This is a genomic window from Vibrio tetraodonis (assembly GCF_003350295.1).
Taxonomy (GTDB): Bacteria; Pseudomonadota; Gammaproteobacteria; order Enterobacterales; family Vibrionaceae; genus Vibrio; species Vibrio tetraodonis.
The window spans coordinates 1-21,177 of record NZ_QLYY01000004.1 but is presented as its reverse complement, the minus strand read 5'-3'; the positions used below and the strand labels follow the sequence as shown (position 1 = coordinate 21,177).

Annotated in this window: 25 protein-coding genes; 3 read left to right on the top strand and 22 right to left on the bottom strand. The window is 39.1% G+C overall.

Features of this window, described 5'->3' with window-relative positions:
* Positions 1-46 precede the first annotated feature (46 nt).
* Complete coding sequence (locus DPF90_RS00240; RefSeq protein WP_114783480.1) at positions 47-583, bottom strand: fimbrial protein; 537 nt, start codon at positions 581-583, stop codon at positions 47-49.
* A 1,079-nt stretch (positions 584-1,662) separates the two neighbouring features.
* On the opposite strand from DPF90_RS00240, the gene DPF90_RS00235 reads away from it, so the two are divergent.
* On the top strand, positions 1,663-2,370 hold the full coding sequence (locus DPF90_RS00235) for a transcriptional regulator (protein WP_114783478.1): 708 nt from the start codon (positions 1,663-1,665) through the stop codon (positions 2,368-2,370).
* A 448-nt stretch (positions 2,371-2,818) separates the two neighbouring features.
* Here the strand turns inward: DPF90_RS00235 and DPF90_RS00225 are convergent, their stop codons facing one another.
* Positions 2,819-3,061 carry a hypothetical protein gene (locus DPF90_RS00225; RefSeq protein ID WP_114783474.1) on the bottom strand — a complete coding sequence of 81 codons (243 nt, stop codon included), beginning with the start codon at positions 3,059-3,061 and terminating at the stop codon, positions 2,819-2,821.
* A gap of 769 nt (positions 3,062-3,830) precedes the next feature.
* Here DPF90_RS00225 and DPF90_RS00220 point away from each other — a divergent pair.
* Positions 3,831-4,643 carry a winged helix-turn-helix domain-containing protein gene (locus DPF90_RS00220; RefSeq protein WP_114783472.1) on the top strand — a complete coding sequence of 271 codons (813 nt, stop codon included), beginning with the start codon at positions 3,831-3,833 and terminating at the stop codon, positions 4,641-4,643.
* A complete protein-coding gene (locus tag DPF90_RS00215; RefSeq protein ID WP_114783470.1) occupies positions 4,630-5,106 on the top strand; it encodes a hypothetical protein in 477 nt (158 codons plus the stop codon). The genes DPF90_RS00220 and DPF90_RS00215 overlap by 14 nt, the downstream gene beginning before the upstream one ends.
* Positions 5,107-5,153: 47 nt before the next feature.
* Here DPF90_RS00215 and DPF90_RS00210 read toward each other — a convergent pair whose 3' ends face one another.
* The 20 genes from DPF90_RS00210 to DPF90_RS00110 form a co-directional block, all read right to left on the bottom strand.
* Positions 5,154-5,528, bottom strand: coding sequence for a hypothetical protein (locus tag DPF90_RS00210; protein ID WP_114783468.1), 375 nt, complete (start codon positions 5,526-5,528; stop codon positions 5,154-5,156).
* Positions 5,529-5,564: 36 nt separating this feature from the next.
* Positions 5,565-5,798, bottom strand: coding sequence for a flagellar biosynthetic protein FliQ (locus tag DPF90_RS00205; protein WP_114783466.1), 234 nt, complete (start codon positions 5,796-5,798; stop codon positions 5,565-5,567).
* Positions 5,785-6,792, bottom strand: coding sequence for a hypothetical protein (locus tag DPF90_RS00200; protein ID WP_114783464.1), 1,008 nt, complete (start codon positions 6,790-6,792; stop codon positions 5,785-5,787). Before DPF90_RS00200 ends, DPF90_RS00205 begins: the two co-directional genes overlap by 14 nt.
* Positions 6,789-7,190 (bottom strand): hypothetical protein, encoded by a 402-nt coding sequence (locus DPF90_RS00195; RefSeq protein WP_114783462.1) that lies wholly within the window; start codon positions 7,188-7,190, stop codon positions 6,789-6,791. The genes DPF90_RS00200 and DPF90_RS00195 overlap by 4 nt, the downstream gene beginning before the upstream one ends.
* The gene (vscN2, locus tag DPF90_RS00190; RefSeq protein ID WP_114783460.1) at positions 7,144-8,406 is read right to left on the bottom strand and encodes a type III secretion system ATPase VscN2; all 1,263 of its coding nucleotides are present in this window, start codon (positions 8,404-8,406) and stop codon (positions 7,144-7,146) included. The genes DPF90_RS00195 and vscN2 overlap by 47 nt, the downstream gene beginning before the upstream one ends.
* Positions 8,406-9,872, bottom strand: coding sequence for a secretin N-terminal domain-containing protein (locus DPF90_RS00185; protein WP_114783458.1), 1,467 nt, complete (start codon positions 9,870-9,872; stop codon positions 8,406-8,408). Before DPF90_RS00185 ends, vscN2 begins: the two co-directional genes overlap by 1 nt.
* Complete coding sequence (locus DPF90_RS00180) at positions 9,859-10,116, bottom strand: hypothetical protein (protein ID WP_114783456.1); 258 nt, start codon at positions 10,114-10,116, stop codon at positions 9,859-9,861. Before DPF90_RS00180 ends, DPF90_RS00185 begins: the two co-directional genes overlap by 14 nt.
* On the bottom strand, positions 10,109-10,792 hold the full coding sequence (locus DPF90_RS00175; RefSeq protein WP_114783454.1) for a type III secretion system apparatus protein VscT2: 684 nt from the start codon (positions 10,790-10,792) through the stop codon (positions 10,109-10,111). Before DPF90_RS00175 ends, DPF90_RS00180 begins: the two co-directional genes overlap by 8 nt.
* A 1-nt stretch (position 10,793) precedes the next feature.
* Entirely contained in the window at positions 10,794-11,483 is a 690-nt protein-coding gene (locus tag DPF90_RS00170) for an EscR/YscR/HrcR family type III secretion system export apparatus protein (RefSeq protein WP_114783452.1), read from the bottom strand.
* Positions 11,484-11,533: 50 nt separating this feature from the next.
* Positions 11,534-11,818, bottom strand: a complete 285-nt coding sequence (locus tag DPF90_RS00165; protein WP_114783450.1) for a hypothetical protein — start codon at positions 11,816-11,818, stop codon at positions 11,534-11,536.
* A 705-nt stretch (positions 11,819-12,523) separates the two neighbouring features.
* Positions 12,524-13,051 (bottom strand): winged helix-turn-helix domain-containing protein, encoded by a 528-nt coding sequence (locus DPF90_RS00160; RefSeq protein WP_114783448.1) that lies wholly within the window; start codon positions 13,049-13,051, stop codon positions 12,524-12,526.
* A gap of 313 nt (positions 13,052-13,364) precedes the next feature.
* Complete coding sequence (locus DPF90_RS00150) at positions 13,365-13,580, bottom strand: FliM/FliN family flagellar motor switch protein (RefSeq protein WP_114783444.1); 216 nt, start codon at positions 13,578-13,580, stop codon at positions 13,365-13,367.
* A 5-nt stretch (positions 13,581-13,585) separates the two neighbouring features.
* The gene (locus tag DPF90_RS00145) at positions 13,586-14,236 is read right to left on the bottom strand and encodes a hypothetical protein (RefSeq protein WP_114783442.1); all 651 of its coding nucleotides are present in this window, start codon (positions 14,234-14,236) and stop codon (positions 13,586-13,588) included.
* A 13-nt stretch (positions 14,237-14,249) separates the two neighbouring features.
* Positions 14,250-15,254 (bottom strand): hypothetical protein, encoded by a 1,005-nt coding sequence (locus DPF90_RS00140; RefSeq protein WP_114783440.1) that lies wholly within the window; start codon positions 15,252-15,254, stop codon positions 14,250-14,252.
* Positions 15,241-15,633, bottom strand: a complete 393-nt coding sequence (locus DPF90_RS00135; RefSeq protein ID WP_114783438.1) for a hypothetical protein — start codon at positions 15,631-15,633, stop codon at positions 15,241-15,243. The genes DPF90_RS00140 and DPF90_RS00135 overlap by 14 nt, the downstream gene beginning before the upstream one ends.
* Positions 15,623-16,381, bottom strand: coding sequence for an OmpA family protein (locus DPF90_RS00130; protein ID WP_114783436.1), 759 nt, complete (start codon positions 16,379-16,381; stop codon positions 15,623-15,625). The genes DPF90_RS00135 and DPF90_RS00130 overlap by 11 nt, the downstream gene beginning before the upstream one ends.
* On the bottom strand, positions 16,378-17,409 hold the full coding sequence (locus DPF90_RS00125) for an EscU/YscU/HrcU family type III secretion system export apparatus switch protein (RefSeq protein WP_114783434.1): 1,032 nt from the start codon (positions 17,407-17,409) through the stop codon (positions 16,378-16,380). The genes DPF90_RS00130 and DPF90_RS00125 overlap by 4 nt, the downstream gene beginning before the upstream one ends.
* A gap of 11 nt (positions 17,410-17,420) precedes the next feature.
* On the bottom strand, positions 17,421-19,310 hold the full coding sequence (locus DPF90_RS00120; protein WP_114783432.1) for an FHIPEP family type III secretion protein: 1,890 nt from the start codon (positions 19,308-19,310) through the stop codon (positions 17,421-17,423).
* Positions 19,307-19,912 carry a hypothetical protein gene (locus DPF90_RS00115; protein WP_240314424.1) on the bottom strand — a complete coding sequence of 202 codons (606 nt, stop codon included), beginning with the start codon at positions 19,910-19,912 and terminating at the stop codon, positions 19,307-19,309. The genes DPF90_RS00120 and DPF90_RS00115 overlap by 4 nt, the downstream gene beginning before the upstream one ends.
* Before the next feature lie 113 nt (positions 19,913-20,025).
* A partial coding sequence (locus DPF90_RS00110; protein WP_162813958.1) for a hypothetical protein occupies positions 20,026-21,177 on the bottom strand: 1,152 nt, incomplete at its 5' end.

Genomic DNA, 21,177 nt, shown 5'->3' with positions numbered 1-21,177 from the left:
TTATAGAAAATAGGTGCTTGGCTATACAGCCGAGCACCCTAGATCACTAGTTATAAGTAACACGTAGTAAAGCCCAAGACTCTGCGTTACCAGCCGTTACCTTGTTCACGGCATCAATATCAATGTTTGCTTCATACGCCGCAGAGAAAGAAGCGATGTTTGTACCATCAACAAGTACATTGGTTGCCGCTACATCGCCATTATTCACTGGATTACCGTTGTGAAGGATACGCACACCAATGCCAGTTGCACCGCCATCAACACTGAACAGATCGCCAGTTGCATCAGGGTTAGAAACAAAAGTGAATTCTGCATTAGAAGCCACGTTAGTATCACAATCAGTCAATTTCACGCGAAATGGTACTGGAGTAGAACGATCTCCTTTAGCTTTGAAAATATGAGTAGGCTGTTGGCCCAATTCAATTGTCTGATCGATACTGTCTGGAGACAGACCACATGCTGATTCTACGATTTCACCTTTGAAATAAACATTGGTTGTATTCTCAGCCAAAGCAGGTGTTGCTGACATCAAGCCAAAAAGAAGCGATGCTGAAATTGAAGAACGAATAAAATTAGCTTTCATTTTTTGTCCTATGTATTTTATGTATGAAAATGCATATAGAAAAATAATTTTCTAACAACATTTAACCAATTTCCCTTTATGGGAAATATCAACTCAAACTTGATTTTTTTACTAATCAAGCCTTCGTCAATTTAGAGATAAAAAGAAGCAACCACTTGACAGCTTTCACTCCCTTAAAATATCAAACATTAAAAAATAATATAAATCACCCGGTCTATCTTAAATAAGACTATAGATATTTATGCATAATCAATTACATACATTTCACTAAATTTAATACGGCGTGCTTTCTTGAAATGGGATAATAGATATGATTATCAGCATTATCACCTCACTAGCTGGGGATTCTCCCCCCTACAGAGAGAAAAATCAAAAAAAATCATGAAACCCAAAACTGCCCAAACATAAAAATGAATAAAATCTCAGAAAATTGTGACTATATGAATAAAAAAACACAAAAAAACCATCAATAACAAAAGGAAAAATCAAAGACATAAACGAAAAAAAATCTGAAAATAGTTGAAATACTTCTCAAGTGAAAGTTTTATAAAGGTTAAGTATAAATATTGAATATGATTACCTAAGTTTTAAGTATCGTAAAAATAATATTTTCTAGTACGTTATAGAACTTGGCCGGAAATAATATAACACCAAGAGCATATGGGAACACATCACTGGTTATGCGAAACTATTTCGCTACCTCGAAAACAAAAGATACAAGAGAAAGCTTTGCACTGATTAATGAAATAAGATTCATTCTCACACCCATAAACATCTGATAGCACGTAATCAGTTAAGGTATTTTTGTACTATGAGCAACGATACAATTTCATATCAGTAGAAACGCACGTAGATGTAAATTAATTGTCCTTAAATTTTTCATACCGTATGAAAACATGAATTTGATGGTTTTTAGATAAAGTTATTTCAGTCACACAAATAATTAATGATAGAATTGATAATATAGTGACAGATGTGGCAGGTCAAAATGAGGACGGTAAAACTCCGAGATCCGCTCACTCACAGACCACCAGCACATCACGTCAGCGACATCAATAAATTATTAGTAAAGGCAGTGAATGACTGATAGAGATCAAAGCTCCAGACTCAGTTATATGAGCAAAAAGGTTCAATTAGAAACCTTAGCGATCAACTTCCAAGAGCTTATTATTACAAACTCAAAACAGGGCAGTGATATACCTCTAAGATTGAAAGAAGCAGAGCTGCTTGCTCTACTATGTGAGGCATACCCAGAAGTCGTTACTCGTTCGATGATCATAAGTCAACTTTGGTCAACGACATATGCAAATGACATTTCAGTCAATCAGTTAATTAATAGTGTGCGAAAAAAACTCGACTCTGAATACAAACCTATCGTCAAAACAATACCTAAAGTGGGGTATAAGCTGCAGATAGAACCCATAATTACCAATGAATGTACTAATGAGGACAACACTGGAATAAGTCCAAGCTCTCATATTTTTGAGCCTCCAACTAGACTCTTAGCGTATGCAGAAAATATAAAGGATTCAAAACGCCTGTTTAATCGAAAATTTAATATATTATACTGCCTTGCTTTGCTAGCTGGGGCCGTTTTCAGCAGGTTTGTACACCACTTCCCGTTTAATCGGCTTACCTACGTAGACCATATCCCTTTTACTTTCGAGCCTACTAAAGCCCAATATATGAAGGCAAGCACTATTGATAAGAGTGAGTTACTATTTGTTGATAAGGTAGATGGAGAGCTTTATTCATGCATGAAAAGCTACGTATGCAACAAGCTTTAATTCTGGTTGTACTATGTTTTACCGGTTACAGCTTCGTCAAATTACTCTGTCCTAACCACCACCATTGTTACGGTCAAAATTTATGGCAAGCAAATTTTAAAGGATCGCATTTACTCATAGACGCAGAACAATCTGATATCATAGTCTTTCGGCAAGAACCAAACTATATATCTAAATTCTTTTACAAAAGGCACTCAGAAAATCTAGACGGCCGACATACTTTTACATTTTCAAAACAGCAGCTACTGAGTAAAACTTCGAGTGACCAAGGCATAGAGGATTCCTTATTGTCAGTTAGATTTATTGACTTGCTTAAATCAAACGGCAACTGTCTGATTAGTGTTAGACTTAACAATAAATTATATGCAGTAGAGCTTAATAGACTTAATTAATATAATGTTTTATTTATAGTAAGAGATAGAGTAAACCTGCCTCTTACTATATAAAATTAAATATTTAAAGACTTAATTACTTTATTTCCGTTAATATAAGTTGAATGATTTGATATTTTTTCTTGATATATATCAAAAGCATGTCGAACATTGTTAGCATGACATATTACTGGAATAAGCACAGCTTTCTGTTTTACAAGTTCTCTTGTGACTTCGCCAAAATCTTCACTCTCTAAATCTTGAGGTATAATAACACCCTTAATATCAAAGAAAATGAATTTTTTATTAAGTGCTTTCATATTAAAACCTTAGAATCATCAATTGTTATAACTATCTTTAACTGTTACTTTTTCATCAGCATTGTTATTACATAACTTACTTCGATAGTACTCTATTGCTTCTTCTCTAGTTTTTTTTAAATGAATCATAACCATTTGAATTATCATCTCTTCACTTTCTTTCATCATAAAAACAAATATAATAAGTATAATATTGAGTTAACAATTATAGTTTCTTTGTTTTTCTTTACCATTCAATAATTATAAAATAAATATAATTTAAAAATTAATTTTTATTGTCTCGATAGAAAAATAATTTATTTCTCAGTTGCATAATATTATGATTTTTATTCTATGTAAGCCGATTACGCTAACCGGATATCTATAGGTAAGTCTCAGGAAAGTGATCCTGCTCAGATAACAAGCTTCTACTACGTTACAAAAGCCAAAATATTAGACCAGTGACAAGCTATAATGAGGGCTAATAATACTAATTTGTGGAACCGAGGTTTGAATTAGGTAATAATATTATCAGATTTAAAAATCATTAATAAGAAATGATTCTCATTAATGATATGTGTAGGACTGGGCCACATGTCTCGCTGTAAGTCTTTGCGCAAATTAGATGACAGGCATATCATATCAATACAGATGATATCTTGATTATGAAAAGGTACTCCATGGCAAAGATGTAGGCACATAAAAGTATCACCGTGTTTCAACGAATTCTGGTTGCCAGAAATATGGAAAGCTTATAAAAATCAACAATTTAAAAAGTTTCTCTAACTATATGACTGAAGCGAAGAACAAAATAACAAGAACCTTTCAAATACTAGATTTCGTTTTGGTTGGTAACACTTTGTCTGAAAACGGTTTGCGAACCAACCAAGATCTTCGAATGGGCACCCATGATCTGCTCACTCTGTATGAGCTATGCTGTCATGCTGGTGAAGTTGTGTCAAAAGAAGCGCTGATTGAAAAAGGATGGCCGGGTAAAATCGTTTCGGATAGCTCTCTAACTCAGTCTATCCGAAACATACGCACCTTACTCGGTGATAATGGTAGAGATCAACGTTGGTTAAAAACGGTCTCAAAAGTCGGTTATATGCTCGATGCGTCGATAGTTAAAGAGCTGAGTCAAGACGACTCTGCACTTGAAATTAATGTCTCATCTCCGCAATCATCACAACCTAAGAACTCAGTGTTTGGCGATATCAAACACCATTCTAAACTCAAAATCTCAATCTTAGTCGTACTTTTAGCTACCACATTCAATGTATCTTATAACATCTACTATCACTTTATCAGTCCCGAAAACATAACTGAATACCCTAAGATCGGTTACAGTAAAGGTGTCACTGAGGTTTATTCTGACAGACTATATGCAGCGGCTATGATAGGAGAGAAGGTTGTGAACTGGCTTAAGCAACAACAAGTTCAACCAAAGAAAATCGCCATTCTACTGTTTAAGCAAAACCTTTCATTAGCGATAGTGGATGGTAATGGTAAAATTACTAACCGCCTGATTATTTTGGATGAAGGCACTGAATTAGGGCAAATTACCGAACTCGCCCTTAGCGAGGTAGACAATGTTTTACGCTAGTCTCATTGTCATAGCCTGCTTTAACATCTTGCTCCTCGTTGTTTATGGGTTTAGCGGGGAACCTGGCGTTGCCTACGACATAGAGTATGAAGTCAAACACATGTCACATGACTATCACGGTAAAAGCAAGATACAAATATACAGCAATGACAACGAATTTGAATCTAAATGGGTGGTTGAAGAAATGGGAGCAGATCATGAGCCTGTATACTTCGAAAGTCACAGTACAGGCTTCGTCAAAACGTATAGCCGTAACTTATTTACGGTTACTTATGAAGACCACTCTTCAAACTTTCTTGATAACCACCGGCTACCAGATCTCCCTATTAGTCGCAATTTCTACAGTGCTGAACGCTATCTTTCAACTCGCAATACTGTAGAAGTCAAACACAGGGGCGATGATTATATGATCATCATCACTTTCTTAAACGGTGGCCAAATTATGGGCATGAAGCGATATTGATACCAAATGCCTTATCTGATGCTATTCGTCGATAAGGCAATTATTGGTTAAGCTTTGATACAATGAACCGCTTTGTTGAATAGCATCAACTTATCGGCTAGTTTTCGCTCAACATTCGCCACACTCACCTCCCATTCAGAGACCATGATCAGCTTATCTTTTGTCGTACTCATGTAGACTTGCTCATCAGATACAAGCAACTCCATTAGCTTTGGAGCTTTAATTGATAATACTCTTCGATCACGTACCGGAATTTCAACGAACGCTCTAATCGTATTATCATGAAGTGAAATAAATATCTCTTCACCATCAACCAACTCAATACCAATCGGCTCATCACCTTCAATCCTAGATAATAGATTAGCTGGTACACCTAAAATATCTACCAAAGTCTTAAAGACTATTTCTCGTAACTTTTTCAACGTAAACTCCTACAAAGACGTCAATAGTTTAATGTATTACAACTGCCTGAAGAGCAGATGAAATTGGTCATAGATATTGCCGCCGACCTGAGTCAAAAGCACAATAAAAACGACTAATTTTGCGGCCATAGGAAGGCCAGGATCTTGAACACTAAATACTGTCTGGAGTAAACCCACAACTACCCCTGTAATAACAAAACTCAAAGAGAAGATTATTATCGCATCTTTGACTATGTCTAAGCATGCCGCGGTAACATCAATTACTGTCATCTGAGTACTCCAGATAATTTACCATTTTATGTTCATTAAATTCGAACAAATAATATTTGTTTCGGTATAGCACCACATAACTATTTAACTTGGGATATTGCAAAAATAGTTCCGGTGCTAACTGGTAGTGAGGAAGCCCTACTCCTGACAAAGACATTGCTTTTATTACCGGCGAAACTGAAGTAATACTATGAGAATTGGTTAAGCCTTCATCAGCAGAAGGGATCACATTGTTATCCTTTACGTTACCCAATCTGTCAGATGGTATGTCTTTAACACCCTGTGGAGACAGCACACCACCATTGATTACCACCCTATCCTGCCCGTATTCCATACTCACTCTATGCTGTCCCTTAGTATCAAAAATGACAGCTGAGTGGTCCAGCTTATCTATTTTATTACCAAGCCTTTCTTCAGATAGGGATTTCGTACTCACCAGGCCATTCGTATAACTCATAGGCACAACATGGTTTTGCTGATAAATGTTATCTCTGAAACCATTTGTTGTTGTACCTGCTTTACTACTGACATTACTACTCTCTTTAGACACAGCGATATCACACTCTAATACTGTTCCTTGAGAGCTTTGCTTACTGCCTAAAAGACGAAGTGCTTCAGGTTCAACGCTGTGTAAGGTTACCTTATTTAGTCTTATTGCTGGATAATCTGACAATTCTGAACAAGGTCGTATTGTGACGTGTTCAGCCACCAAAGGAGTATGAGTTTCAGACTTAGTGTCCTCTCGCCATGATACATTGGATGTCGCGGACTCATTTTTCAATGTATCCGACGTATGAAGACCCAACAGCATTTGATAATCAAAGCAAGGTTCAAAAGGAGCGTTCGGAAGTGTTCTCTCACCTTCTCGAGTCTGAAAAGTCTCATTATCGTCTGGTTTACTACCAGTTTGCTCGACCTCACTAAGAATCTTTTCAAATCCTCCTTTTCCGTCTAATACATCCTGTCGAATTAATCCTTCAAACACATTGATCATGACTTAACGTACCTTAATTCCTCACGTAGTTCCCCAAGCGCATCTTTTCGTTTTTCCAGTCTTCGTTTCTCGGCTTCTACTTCTGCTATTTCCAATGCGACCTCTTCCGCATCTTGACGATTAACCGAGGCATCGAAAAACAACGACTCTATCGCTGATTTAGTGCTTTCCCGTCTCATAAAAAGCAGTCTCAATGCATTGGGTTCCTCTTTAACATTGAGTGCTTTTAAATGTTGCTGATGTTGTTCTATTTTTTGCCATTTTTGTTCAATAATATTCAGGAGTTCCTGATAGTGTTTTTTTAACTTAACTAACTTCCTTTGCTGCTTACCAATACGTATATCTACAATATCAATAAGCTGACCAAATTCCTTCCATTGCTTCGAGGGTTTGTTCATATTCAACTCCATCGAATCCTTGCTTTAGAAATGACATGATATGAGGGTACCTATCGATCGCTTCATCGGTTTCCAAATCATTGCCCTTTTCATATTCACCAACCCGAATTAAAAGCTCAACATTGAAATATCGATACACCATATCTTTTACGCGTTCAGATAATCGAACATATTCTTCGCTTTGAACCTTATTTTGCAAACGGCTCTTACTCTTTAAAACATCGATCGCAGGATATCGTCCAGTTGAAGCAATCGTTGTTGAATACACCAAGTGTCCATCGATTAGCGATTTCACCTCATGAGCAATTGGATCATCATCAATTTCTTTTTCAATCAAAACCGTGAATATACCAGTCACAGAACCATGGATTGAATTGCCGCAACTCTCTACTAAACGAGATAAAGCAAGCGATACACCAATTGGGATCCCCCCTTTAATTGGCGTGTTATCGAGCATAGCTTGGGCACGAGCGAAACGGGTCAGAGAGTCAAAATACAAAACGACCTTTTTACCTTGTTCCATGTAATGCCTAGCAATAGATACCGCCACTAACCCAGAACGCACCTTTTCCAAGGGGTTCGCTTCAGAAGTCGATACTATAGTAATAGACTTTTGAATCACCTCTGGGCCTATTTCTCCTTCAAGGAATTCGACCACTTCACGTGCACGTTCACCAATCATGGCAAATATGACGACATCTGCATCCATATTGTTGGCCATAATTGATACAGTGGTCGTCTTACCTGCCCCAGCAGGTGCGAACAGACCAAGACGTTGCCCTTCTCCGATAGTAAAAAGACCATCAATGATTTTTAACTTGGTCGGAAATACAGTTTCGATAGGTGCCCTAATATTTAGTGGAATCGGCTCAACTGCTATCGGTAAGTCTTCGAATCGGCCTGGCTGATTTAAATAGTCATCGCCATAAATAGACTCACCGTAACAATTGATCACTTTGCCGACCAATGCATCCTCATTGAGCGGGAAGCAAAAACGTCTTGGGGTAATTTCAACTCTACCACCTCGCTGTACTGCTCCTGGTTGTAGCAATTTAATTTCCACTCTATGACCTGCAACTTTCATCACTTCACCACGAATACGATCACCAGTAACCGTGCTGATAAAGCATTCTTGGCCAACAAAAGTATCTAGCGAGACATGGCAAATAACCGTATCTTGATAAGATTCTTTAACCTTGAAGTAATGATTCAACATCACTCAACAACCTCATAGGAGATGGACACGTAACGTTTGTACTTTCGCTTAGTTTCATTTGTGCTTTTAAACAATTCACCAAGAAGGGGAATACTCGATAGCACAGGAACGCCGGTCTCAGTTGACTGAGTTTCTGTATTGTCAAACCCACCGAGAACAACCGTTTGGTCAGGGTGTATATAGACTTCAGACTCTAATGATTGTGAACTAACTCGTGGTGGCTCTGCAGTGGTCGAATCGTCGTCGTCACTATCATCTAAGGACTCTTCAATATAGCGAATTTTTGCTTGAACACTTCCAGAAGGCAGCAGTCGGCCAGTAACATAAAGGCCATTGTCGGCTTCTATCTCTTGAGTTTGAACTTCCTCAACAGACACGAGCTTGATCGTTGCCGTTTCTTTCTTGTTAAAAATTCCTTGTTGATTTTCAAGAATCAACAAATTCGTTTCATACACTCCACGAGCCACACCATTAGATGAGAGCGCTTGAAAACTTTGCAGGAATTCTTTTGTCTCAGTAAACGGGTTAACCACAATATCGTAGATGCCTCTACTGCTGTTAAAATCGACACCAAGATCTTCACCACGTGTTACTGAGACATCATAAACCTTAAGTGAAAACAACAACTGTTTGCGCTTAATATCGATTAACGCTGCAATGCGCTTAGCCAGCTTTACCTCTTCTGGAGTACCACGAACTAATAATGCGTTTGAACCAGGCAATGGTTGTACTTTAGAGGTTTTTTCTTCCTCTTCTAGCTCCTGCTTATCGCTATTTTTAAGCTTAACTTTATAGGCTTTTTCAATCGCGTCACTATCAGTGACATTCTGGAACTGACCGATATTGATAATGGCTGAAGAGATCAAACTCATCGCACCAGGAAAAACGACAGAATTACCGAACGTATCTATTTGACGATCAACCACCGATATATAGTGAAAATTAATGCGCGCAAGCTGAAGATCGTTACCATTTTCCAGAAATTGGTTACGGTCAACCATAGTTGCATAACCTACGGCATCGTTGACAAACTTTCGAGTACCAGAGAACAAAATGGAGTTGCCACGCTCGACTAATTTTACCTTAGTCGTAGCACTAATATTAAAGGTATTATTAAGTTCTCTGAGTAAAGCCTTGGGCTTGATATTACGCGGCTTATATGAGTAATTAATATAAGCTTGCCCAGATTGCACCGTAAGAGTACCCCCGTACACATACCAATCAAAATCATAAACTTCTGAAAGCTGTTCTAGAAGTTCAGGACCACTTCCTGATAAGGTTTGTGTAATTAACTGACGTTCTGTTTTGCTATCGATATCATCAACTAGCTTAACTTGCATATCTTTAGCAATTGCTTTTAGCGCAGTTTGTAAATTTATATCTTGCTGTTTAATCAGTACTTCAGCTTGAGCCATAGGAACGAGTAAAGCCAAGCAAAGTAGTATTAATTTCTTATACTTCTTCATCGAGAATCTCTTTCATTCGTTCTTCGCTTTCTTTCATCTGACGGATGCAGGTATTTACAACACCTTGACACACTATCATATCTGCAATTTCTTCATCTGAGAGCATGGGCTCATCAGTGTCAGTAGGAGCTTGATTATTTACATTATCACTTTGCTCAACTTCGCGAGCAATTGCATCAAACTCAGATTGAACGTCAGTTCCAGCTGTAATTGAAGCTGTATCTACTATCTCAACTCTAGTCATAACCTACCTCGTGCATCATTTGTTTAAACACATAAAACTGGTCATGTAACAACCAGAGATTTAACAACACAATCACCACTATCGCTTTAATGTTTGGCGTAACAAACAGTGACAGTGACGCTTTCTTAAAAAATAAGTCTACATAGCCACAACACACAGTAATCGTCAGCATGATAATGATGTATTTACCCGCCACAATAACCATCATTGTTAAGCTATCCGTGACTAAAAAATATAGCGCTTCGAAATCTAAGCCTCCTGCATCTGTCTTACCTTGTGTAATGACCTCAACAATAGGGCGAAACAATGTGCCACTTTGCAGCGCATAAACTAAAAATGTTAGGCTGCCTAGCTTTGCTAGGGCCTCTGATTCATCGGTAAAGCGTTTGTCCTGAACAGACTGTTCATTCAGCAGCAACAACTGCTGAATCACACTGCCAACCGTGCCACTTATCCAATAAGGCACAGAAGAAAAAACTGCGAACATAAATACGGCAACTACCCAACCAAAGGTAGGTAATTGATCAAACTGACTTACATCAACAAAAATCGCCATAGCGATCGCAATCGCCAAGCATGTGATATTGTCTAAATATAATCGTGTCGGGTTATAGATTTTTAGAAAAAGGAAAAAACCCGCAAACAACATCCAACTGGGGAATAAGAGATCACCCATGTTAACCAAGAGCTCTAAATAACAAAGTCCAGCTATCAGAGAAATAAAACACTGCCAGCTTTATTGGTGTTGAAATCACAGTAGGAGATAGCATAGTCATCCCGACTCCACTGAGTACAACTGCAATGAGAAAGTCTATACTTACAAACACCATATAGAGCTTGAGACCAAGTTCAAATCCCTGATATAAATCGAGAATTAAATTACCTAAAAAGAACTTAAAAGTGTCACTTCCCTCATCAAAATTAAGTGGGATATCAATCATTGATGTAAGCTGATTGGTCTTATCTTCTGCTCTTTTCAGTACTTCAGGAAAAAAGTCAAAAATATTACTGGCTAAATAATACATAGTAATATTTTGGGGCTTATCTTCTTCAATACCAATATCTAAAGGTAAGTTAAGTTTCTCTTCTTGCTGTTGTTCGGAAAAATAAGGCTTAATTCGATCGAGGCCAGGTTTGATATCTGGCCATAAGCTATTTAACGCCATTAAAGCAGCCAGCAAGTTAACCACAATTGTTGGAGGAATTTGCTGCGTGCCCACTGCATTTTTTATGATGTTTAGGACAATGTTATATTTTACAAAACCAGAAAAGCAAATAAAGAACACGGTAGATAACAGTGCTAACACAAGCAGTAACACAAGGTTAGCACCAGAAAATGCATTATCTGGACTAAGTAACTGCACCATAACTTATCCTCACAAACAGCGATACTAGCGGGGCAATAGCCCCAGCATAGTTAAATATTACGCGCAGAAGCGACAATAGAGTCCTTCACACCCTTTAGGGTAGAGGTACCGGTTTGCGCTGCAATACTTTGATCAGCCATCAACTGCTGAAGCTCTAACGACTGTGATGCTGAAAGCTCAAGAACGCCATTTGAGGTGTGCTCGTCAAGAAATGTTTCAATTTGTGCATCCGCTTGCTCAATACACGCTTCGAAGTTATCACTTACTTCACCAGTAGTTAAGTTGCTATCAGGGTTAATTGGTGTAGCTGAAGTTCCTGCAGTAGGGTTTGACATAATATTTGTCCTATCAATAATCAATATTTCGGAGTGCTAAATCTAACAACCCATATAGCGTGAATGAAGTGAAAAAAGGTGACAAATCACGCACGGTCAAAACACGCAGCAAAAGTCATTTTTCATCATGTCCCAATATCTGAAACGCTGCGATTCAGATACGCTCGGAATAAATACCCTATCTTTATGTATTGAAAATGCATCATTCTACTTATGTATGATACTAATCACACCCTATGATTCCGTTAAGATTATCTACGCTCTATTTTTTAATCTGTATCATGAGCAAAATACCTGAGGGCGGCGAATCAAGACCGATTGACTACCACACGGTATTTTCTGTCGCTGATACGAGTTTCGAGAACACTCTATTTTACTGTATTAGATTGGGTAACTTGAGATTATTAGCTGCTTTTAGCATATGCAGCTCCTTGTCTAACTACTCTTAAAGAGCGTCTAAAGCTTAATCAAACGTGAAAGGATGACAAGTTTAAATATTGGTCCAGAGATTCATCAATTGTATTCCGAGAGCGACCACATTCAGAAAAAGAGATCAACATAACTATGGTCACTTACTTTAAGTTACGCTTGTAGTTTCAGAGCTGACCTTAGAAGACTTTCTTCCGCTCAAATCGAAGTCGTCACATAGAAGAAATGTAAGAACAAGGGCAACCTGAAAATGTTGCCCTTGTCAATATGTGATCTTCAGCGAACCATCAGCAAAATTCCTGTGGTTAATGCTGAAGACAGCAAAGAGGCAGAAAAAACTAAGGTAAGCCAGAATGCTCCCCCTGTTGAGATGTTTCCTGCAGGTTCAGAATCCAGTAATAATTGAGGGGAAGAAGGCACTGGTTTAACCGAGCTTGCAATACTTTTAATCGATAAGGTAGGGACTTCCTCTGCGGAGAATTCTGCCACAGCTTCTTCGTCAATAATCAGCATATAGCCTTCTTTTGGTACGGTTTTAATCTCGCAAGCAAGACCTTCAAACAGTCCAAGAGATTTACGAAGGTTTGAAATCGCTTTAGTCAGTGAAGTTTCACTCACTAAAACCTTACCCCATACCTCTTCATGTATTTCATCTTTACTAATTACTTTGTTGCCTTGTTCACATAACAACTTAAGTATTGCGGCTTCACGCCCACCCAAGCTGACGGCTTGGTCACTTGCAACTATTTCACGCTTTAGAATGTCAAAAATCACCTGATTACCCAGAACGTAATTTCTATCCATTATTCAACCCTACTCTCAGTTCTTTTTACCCTATGCTATTCACCCGACTAATTAACAGACAACAATTAATCACTCGGAACCTCAATGCCAATATCGTATTTGATTTTGCTGATTCAATTTGTAATTAAGATTCGCGTACTAGCGAACCATGACATCGGCCAGACAGAGAATGTACTAGTTTTCAAAAAAAAGGATGAAAAAATTATGAAAAAAACCGTGATTTTGTTAGATCTGACACTAAAAAAACATATAAACATAAAAACATAAAAAAAGGCAACCGTTTTCGGTTGCCTTAGCCCTTGATATATAAGGATTAATTTTTTGACTCGTTAATTTCGTCAATTGAAACGCAGTACTGCTCATCAACCTTAATTAACGTACCCGTTGCAATTAATTCATTACCACTTTTGAGCATTACTTGCGATTGAACGAAATCTGTTAACGGTTTTACTTGTCCAGACTGAAGCTGATTAAGCTCATCTAGCGTCATTGTGGTATGTCCAACCACAACATCGATAGCTATTTTCATCACATTTATCCCTGTTGTGACATAGAAACAACAGAACGTCTAACATCACGCAGCTCTTCCTGAGCAGAAGAAATCTCTGTCATCATATTTTTAAATTCTTGCTGCTGCGTATCCAAATCAACTTGGATCTTGTCACAATATGCCGTCATTCTGGCGTTCATTTCTTGAAGTTGGTCATATGTGCAAGAAGTTTTACCACCTGTAATAACATTGATGTTGTCTTCTCCACCAGAAATATCAACAATTATTGCATTAATTTCGTTCAATAGAGTGCTATTTAATGGTTTTTTTTCTGGCTTACCTGGTCCATAGCCATCGCTATCATCATCAACATTTCCTAGGGCTTCGACCATAACTTCACCCCAAAGGTTGTTAATATCGGCAATCGCTTTGGACTTTGCTTCAATCTCTTTCGACAGTTCATCGGCTGCCTCGGTTTGCGTAGTAATGTACATACTCAACAAATCATCGATCAAATCCAAAGGGTCGCTAAAATCTGATGAAAATAAAGACTGTGACGTTGATGAAGTAGCTTGGGGAGTAGCTGCAGCTGCTCGTTGTACTACAGGGCTACTTTTTGCAATAACAGCTTCCATATCGCTGTTTGATTCTGACGCGGCGACAGTCTGAGATACTCTAAAGTTAACTTCTGACATATAATTTTCCTAATTAAGGTTGAATGAGGTAAACTCGTGTTTTTTGTCCATCCTTAAATACGACTTTGTCGCGGGTGATGGATTGGATGACCCCTAGACTTGGGACAGTGCTTCCTTCCCAATAACGTCCTTGTTGGTCGTATATATAACCACCTGATTTAGTGGAGTAAAAAATTGAATATGGAAACTCACTACTTGTAATAATCTGAGTTTCGTCTTTTCGAGATTTAAGCTGAGCAATGACAGAGCTTAAGCCCGCTGATTTTAGTATTTGACTCGCTTTGGTACGATCGGAAACCAGCCAATAGTCATCTTGCTTAGAAAAGCCCAAGCCATAATCACCAAATAATGTCATGATCTGAATGTCTTGCTCGCGAGTATCAATGACAATTTCATCTCTATCCGCTTTTGATACCAACCGACCAACAAGTGGCTTACCTGTATATGTTGAAATTAAGTCAATATCCAATCGACTCACTCTCAAATAGTCATTAGACTCAACAAGTGTAATATTGCGCTGAAGAAAGTCAGGTAAGCTGGTAACAGCATTTTGATTGAACGCAAATAATTCACCATCTTTAATATAACCAGACCCAATTACATCTAAATAATTTGCCACTTGGGACTGTTGATGGTTAATAACCCCTAAATAAATGGCTGCTGCCGTGGCAACATTGAGTACAAAGGTAAAAGCGACCAGGGTTTTATACTGCCTAAAACGATGTCGTCGTAATGCAGGTCTTCTACTACCTTCTTGAAAAACAAAAAAACTCAGCCCCTTAAATTTGTAGATACGATTTGCGTTTACAGTGGTAACTTTGTTTCCACGCGACAAACCTACAACGTGAATTTTCTTGTCCTTTACTTCAAACTTTAACTCGGTGGTGCTAGGAAAGTACTCTGGAACTGACAATAAATTTTCAGCCCGTGCTTCTTTATTGCCTGTCAGAACAAAACTTTGCTCTAAAGGTAGGCATATACCATTTAAATGGCCATCAACAAATTCAATCAACCACATGACTCTTGATCTCAATGTGCAATAAGTCAGCTTGAGCAGCAAACTGACTAAGCAGTTGCTGAAGTTTTTGAGGATGTTCAGGAAGTAAAAGATTGCTTATATAGTAATTTTTACCTGATATTCGACCAATATAACCGTTTCCGGTAAAGCGAAAATCAGCATTAAGCTGAACCGCCATTGCTGGCGTCAAATTCTTATTTTCCAACTCCGACAACAAAATTAGCTGTCCTTCAAGTCCAACTCGCGATCCATCTTCAATAACAATTTGCCTCTCTCCATAGTGACAAACCAGAACATTATTGCCATCAATCTTGAGCTCACTGCCCTGGTTTAGATGTACAAATTCATTTATTAACAGAGAGAATTTTCTATTTTTCATACTTTTTAAGTTTTACCTCAATCATAAAACGTCTCTGAGTCACTCTCTGTTCTGAGGTAGTCAAACCATTTTCAACACTACCTCGCAAGTAGATTGGGACATTTCTCAAACCTTCTTCAATCAGAAAATCACGAGTCACTCTCGCTCTCTTATCTGCTAAATCACGGTTTTTTGCATAAGAACCTGAGGAGTCAGCGACACCGTAAACGGTAAGAGACTCTAATGGCCACTTTTGCAGTTCATCAACGGTAGCAAACAATGTGGTACGTCCTTGACGAGTCAGCTCATACTCATTGACAAGAAACAGGCTTTCAAACTTCAGCAATAAGTTTGAGTTGTCGAGTAAGCTGGTCGAAACCCCGTGTACTTCATGCCACTCATCGCCGCCAAAGCCACGACTTTTACTTGGGGCAACTATATTGCTAGCTGCCGTATAATCTCCCTCGCAATTCTTCACTTCAGTTAAGCCATAAGTATTTAGGTTAGCGATATAAAAGCGATTTGGCTCTGTCGGTTCTGCCACTTCAACACATGCTTTATTGTGAGCTGAACCTTCAGCGTACTCTGGTGCTCTGCGTACCCAGAACTTAAAGTTATCCGCGTCAGCGACTTCAACCATCACCAAATTATATACATCAGGTTTCCAGTCATAATCGAGGACAAGATTATCGTCACGGATCTGGTTACTGCATCCCCCAAGCAATAGAAGTAGAGCCGATGGGAGGCAAATTTTATTGGTCATTTTCATTTTTTCTGCTGCTTCTTTAAAGCTGAAAGTATCATGGCAACATCCCGGTAAAATTCTTTTGGTATAAAGTCTTCACCATGTTTCATCTTATGATGAAAAGCCCTCGCTAATGGCTTATGTTCAATAATAGGAATATTCATTGCTCTTAAACGTGCTTTTTCTTCTTGCGCCAATGTGTCAGTACAAATTTTAAGCACAACGGGCGCTTTATCTATATTTCTGTCGTAACATACGGGAACAAGTATGTGAGTCGGATTCGCTAACGCAAAAGTGGGCTTTCTTCCCTTAGTTACAGGTGCATCCATAATCTCGCGCATCTTGCGTTTACGCTCAGATTTGATTTCAGGTGACCCTTCTGTTTCCTTCATTTCATTTTTCATTTCGGTGAAAGTCATCCGGTTTTTTTGCCGAAAGTGATATTGCTCAACTAAGAAATCTACGCAACCTACACAAAGGCCATAAACGAAGAACATCAAAGAAACCAGCAACATATAAAAAATGAAATTGTAAAGAAAAAAGCTGCGATTATTGACTTGCTTGAGTGTATTTAGCTCATCTCCAGCAATATCGAACACATACTTGAGCAAGAAAAGAAGGAACAGTAGCTCTAATACTTTACGCAATGAACGTGACATTGCCTCAATGCCAAAAATGTTCTTAAATCCGGTAACGGGATGAATTTTTTCCATCTTCAGACCAAGCGACTCAGTATTGATCACTGTTTTATTGATCAACACCCAATCAATAATAGCCATGATCAGTTTCACTAACATTAGGCTTCCAATGACTGCGGCAATTAGAGAATACATCAGATCAAAACCAACATAGATATCGGAATGGAGGATTTCTTCCATCCAATAATTGGCATTTTCAAACATGAAGTAAATCAGACCAATAAACACAATAGCAAAGACGATTAATTCTAATGTCGGCTCGGCTAATTCTGTTTTCGGAAACTGTCCTTTCTTTTTAAGATCGCGAAGTTTTTTTTCCGTGGGTGGATATTTTTTAGGCTCTGTTGACTCCATTTAATGCCCCTCTAAGATGCTACCTGAAGAGGCTCTGAACTTGTCACATATGACTGGTCTGTAATATCCCCATGGCTACATATCAATAAGGTAGACATGACTTGTTGGAAGAACGCTTTGACTGGGTTTATCTCATTGTCGTTTACAATCAGAACCGGCTTACGTCCGTATTGAGTTGTCAAGCGTAGGATCTCTTTTCTTAAACCTTTTTGTATCTGTATCAAGCGATCAACATCTTCAACTTCACCCATCACATAAGACTCGATTGCTTCTGTAATTTCTGGTGTCAGTAGTGCAACGTGAATACCTTCTTCTCCAGCTAGCAATCTCGATGTGATCTCATACCTAGCCTGACTTCGGATGCGAGTTAACCAGTTTTTCGGCTCACTTTCGACTCGAGACCAATATATCAAGGCCTCAAAAAAGCTGACTCGATCCAAATAAAATTCAGGCGCACGAATCATTTCCTTCATCACATCATGAACTCGATTGAGTCCAATCGCAGAATCTATCTCATTTTTCATGACCTCGCTCTGCGCAGCTAACCCCTCTATAATATTACTGGTGTATTGGAGATTATATTTCTCTACCATACGCTTTCTAAGGAAGTAGTTAGCAACACTTGAAATATTGGTCAGCACATCGTCTTGACGAACAAACACCTCATCACCCAATACTTCGATCATATCTTGTGCATCGCCTTGGTTAAACTTGAACACACAGATATCAGAGATATACACCTCGATATCACTTTCCATTTGACTATCAAAGTCAATAGCAGGAGTGCCAAGTGCTTGTCCCCATAGAACACGCTCGATATCTTCAACTCGCCGCTGCACTAATACTTGATGGCTATTATCTCGTAGTACAAATTTTAGTGATTCATAAAGACCCGAACCCGTCGGTTCAAAGCTCATAACACCCGCAGGCTGTCCCTGTCTGCGCCAAAGAAAAAACGCTATTAATGCACAGATAAAAGCCAAAGGTACACACACGTACAGCAAGTTGCTATTCAATGCCCCTAAGACAAAAATAACCCCACCGATAATCAATAAGCTTTTCCAAAACGAGCCTATCTGCGTCATGAGCTGCCCCATGAAGGGGCTAGATTCTTCTTCGGATCCCTTAATACGCGTGAGGTATACACCACATGCCATAGATAAGAGTAAACTTGGTATTTGCGAGACCAATCCATCACCAATAGTCAAGACAGAAAAACGACTCACACTTTCTGATAGCGATAAATCGAACTGATTAATCCCCACATAAATACCACCAAAGAGGTTGACTAGGCTGATTAAAATTCCGGCAATAGAGTCTCCTTTTACAAACTTCATAGCACCATCAAGAGAGCCAAAAAGTTTATTCTCCGTACTCAAGTCTGCACGCAATTTTTGTGCTTGTTCACCCGTGATTAAGCCACTTTTTAAATCACCATCTATGGTCATTTGCCTACCTGGCAGGGCATCTAGTGAGAAACGAGCTCCTACTTCTGCGACACGTTCACCACCTTTGGTCACAACCAAAAATTGAACAATAGTGATAATGACAAAAATCAGCAAACCTGAAATAAGGTTTCCACCCATAACAAACTCACCAACCGTCTCTATCACATCCCCTACATCTTCATTGGCGATGATGTTTCGAGTGGTTGCAATAGAAAGTAACAGACGAAAGGTGGTCAGAAGTAGTACAACCGTTGGCAAGAAAGTCACTTTCAGTGGTTCATCATTTTCAAGCATGATAACAAGCAGTAACGCTGAGCTGATAAAGCTGACTAAAATAAATGCGTCAATAACACCGCCAGGCAGTGTGACCAGTATAATCGTCGGTAAAAGCAGAGCAATAATGACACTACTCGGATTAAATAGTAATGACTGCCCTTTAAACAATTGCTTCATAATTGATCCAGACTTGACCTCAGCTCAGTGATTAAACTAGCCGTGTTGATGCTAACGATACTGTCTTCATTCTCGATCGTTAACGTTACGCCATTTTCTTCAATCGTTTTCTCAACGGATAGATTTCTCGCTTCATCGTCAACTTCCGCATGAAGCACTTCTACCAAGTGACCGATCAAGTGTTCACTTTGGTTGAGCTTAACCAAACGTTCTTTCACCGCTGTGATTACTGATTCCTTCAATTCTTCTTTAAGTTCATCAAGCTGTTTCTGCTGTGCTTTGAGTAAGTCACCGAGTTTTGATTCTGCATTATCAAACCAGTCATTTTGCCACTCGACCCAGTTTTCAATCACATTGTTATAGGATTCTTCAACATACTCGTTAAGCGCCTTTTCCTTATCTTCAATCATCTGAATAACTTGCTGTTCAAGGATGTATTGACACTCATCGGCACGCTCTTGCATTGCCATAACAAGTGCCTGAGCTTCTTGGAAACAACGGACTTCGGACTTTTTTATAACGTTGGAATTATGACTGCGCTTAAACGTGATCTTCGGAATCACTCGCTGCTCTGGTTCAAGTTCAATGTACAAGAGAAACACCTCATTTCATCAGTGGCGCTAAGCTTACTGGACAAGGTCTCCATGGCTCAAAAGAAAAAAAAAGACTAAATATGAACTTAGTCTTTTTTAATGTATGTAGGATTTAGGAAGCTTTATTCATAAAGCCTGTTAAACTTCGTCTCATCAGCGATATGGAAAGCGAACCCACCGATAATATGCAATCCACTAGTTCCCTCCATCTGTTTATCTTGCATCTTTTGCCTAGCTAAATTTTGCATATTTACAGAATGAATGGTTGGCTGGCTCAATCTATTCTTTGAATTAGACCAAGAACCAACACTTAATATCACCTTATCGTCATGGTTGCTATAAGACAGAGTCTTTTGGCCATTAGCTTCTTTCAGGATTGAAACTTTCTGACTTTCCCTTTCTTTACGCACCGCAGTCCTAGAGTCGATCGGTATAATCAGTTCCGTCCTAAACCGGCCAACGTGATTGTCAATCTTAGACTCTGCCTTTGTGGTATAGATTTCTCTGGTAATTTCCGAGCCTACTGGCACTGAAAAATCTCTCTTTCTGGAACTGATTTCAAACTCAGGATCGAGTTTATGTATCTTTTCTCCAGAATTGTGTTCCACACTTACGGCATGCGCATCTAAGCGCGCCGGATCATTGATAAAACCACCATCATCTGCACTATCAGCTGCAATGGATGGCTTACTATCCGTTGTAGCCTTGGATTGTTGAGGCTCCTGATGACCTTGTGTACCCTGACTAGAAGAAACCTGATCAAATAAGGTTGAGGCTGGCTTCGAGTCCGATGGGACCACATTGTGCCTCGGACCCGGTTCATAGTTAGACCCACTCACGGCCCCCGCAGTCAAGCGTACTGGACCCTTATTGGTCGATGCATCAGGTTGATGTGATATTCGCTCCGCCTTTCTAACATCCTCACCCTCTACCACCAAGGTCGGCGCATCGATAAAACCATCATCATCTGCACTATCAGCTGCAATGGATGGCTTACTATCCGTTGTAGTCTTCGATTGTTGAGGCTCCTGATGACCTTGTGTACCCTGACTAGAAGAAACCTGATCAAATAAGGTTGAGGCTGGCTTCGAGTCCGATGGGACCACATTGTGCCTCGGACCCGGTTCATAGTTAGACCCACTCACGGCCCCCGCAGTCAAGCGTACTGGACCCTTATTGGTCGATGCATCAGGTTGACGTGATATTCGCTCCGCCTTTCTAACATCCTCACCCTCTACCACCAAGGTCGACGCATCGATAAAACCATCATCATC

What these genes read in the sequence shown, in the direction of transcription:
- DPF90_RS00240 (WP_114783480.1), bottom strand. Translation starts at nt 583, where the DNA reads ATGAAAGCTAATTTTATTCGTTCTTCAATTTCAGCATCGCTTCTTTTT.
- DPF90_RS00235 (WP_114783478.1), top strand. Translation starts at nt 1,663, where the DNA reads ATGACTGATAGAGATCAAAGCTCCAGACTCAGTTATATGAGCAAAAAG.
- DPF90_RS00225 (WP_114783474.1), bottom strand. Translation starts at nt 3,061, where the DNA reads ATGAAAGCACTTAATAAAAAATTCATTTTCTTTGATATTAAGGGTGTT.
- DPF90_RS00220 (WP_114783472.1), top strand. Translation starts at nt 3,831, where the DNA reads ATGACTGAAGCGAAGAACAAAATAACAAGAACCTTTCAAATACTAGAT.
- DPF90_RS00215 (WP_114783470.1), top strand. Translation starts at nt 4,630, where the DNA reads ATGTTTTACGCTAGTCTCATTGTCATAGCCTGCTTTAACATCTTGCTC.
- DPF90_RS00205 (WP_114783466.1), bottom strand. Translation starts at nt 5,798, where the DNA reads ATGACAGTAATTGATGTTACCGCGGCATGCTTAGACATAGTCAAAGAT.
- DPF90_RS00200 (WP_114783464.1), bottom strand. Translation starts at nt 6,792, where the DNA reads ATGATCAATGTGTTTGAAGGATTAATTCGACAGGATGTATTAGACGGA.
- DPF90_RS00195 (WP_114783462.1), bottom strand. Translation starts at nt 7,190, where the DNA reads ATGAACAAACCCTCGAAGCAATGGAAGGAATTTGGTCAGCTTATTGAT.
- vscN2 (WP_114783460.1), bottom strand. Translation starts at nt 8,406, where the DNA reads ATGTTGAATCATTACTTCAAGGTTAAAGAATCTTATCAAGATACGGTT.
- DPF90_RS00185 (WP_114783458.1), bottom strand. Translation starts at nt 9,872, where the DNA reads ATGAAGAAGTATAAGAAATTAATACTACTTTGCTTGGCTTTACTCGTT.
- DPF90_RS00180 (WP_114783456.1), bottom strand. Translation starts at nt 10,116, where the DNA reads ATGACTAGAGTTGAGATAGTAGATACAGCTTCAATTACAGCTGGAACT.
- DPF90_RS00175 (WP_114783454.1), bottom strand. Translation starts at nt 10,792, where the DNA reads ATGGGTGATCTCTTATTCCCCAGTTGGATGTTGTTTGCGGGTTTTTTC.
- DPF90_RS00170 (WP_114783452.1), bottom strand. Translation starts at nt 11,483, where the DNA reads ATGGTGCAGTTACTTAGTCCAGATAATGCATTTTCTGGTGCTAACCTT.
- DPF90_RS00165 (WP_114783450.1), bottom strand. Translation starts at nt 11,818, where the DNA reads ATGTCAAACCCTACTGCAGGAACTTCAGCTACACCAATTAACCCTGAT.
- DPF90_RS00160 (WP_114783448.1), bottom strand. Translation starts at nt 13,051, where the DNA reads ATGGATAGAAATTACGTTCTGGGTAATCAGGTGATTTTTGACATTCTA.
- DPF90_RS00150 (WP_114783444.1), bottom strand. Translation starts at nt 13,580, where the DNA reads ATGAAAATAGCTATCGATGTTGTGGTTGGACATACCACAATGACGCTA.
- DPF90_RS00145 (WP_114783442.1), bottom strand. Translation starts at nt 14,236, where the DNA reads ATGTCAGAAGTTAACTTTAGAGTATCTCAGACTGTCGCCGCGTCAGAA.
- DPF90_RS00140 (WP_114783440.1), bottom strand. Translation starts at nt 15,254, where the DNA reads ATGTGGTTGATTGAATTTGTTGATGGCCATTTAAATGGTATATGCCTA.
- DPF90_RS00135 (WP_114783438.1), bottom strand. Translation starts at nt 15,633, where the DNA reads ATGAAAAATAGAAAATTCTCTCTGTTAATAAATGAATTTGTACATCTA.
- DPF90_RS00130 (WP_114783436.1), bottom strand. Translation starts at nt 16,381, where the DNA reads ATGAAAATGACCAATAAAATTTGCCTCCCATCGGCTCTACTTCTATTG.
- DPF90_RS00125 (WP_114783434.1), bottom strand. Translation starts at nt 17,409, where the DNA reads ATGGAGTCAACAGAGCCTAAAAAATATCCACCCACGGAAAAAAAACTT.
- DPF90_RS00120 (WP_114783432.1), bottom strand. Translation starts at nt 19,310, where the DNA reads ATGAAGCAATTGTTTAAAGGGCAGTCATTACTATTTAATCCGAGTAGT.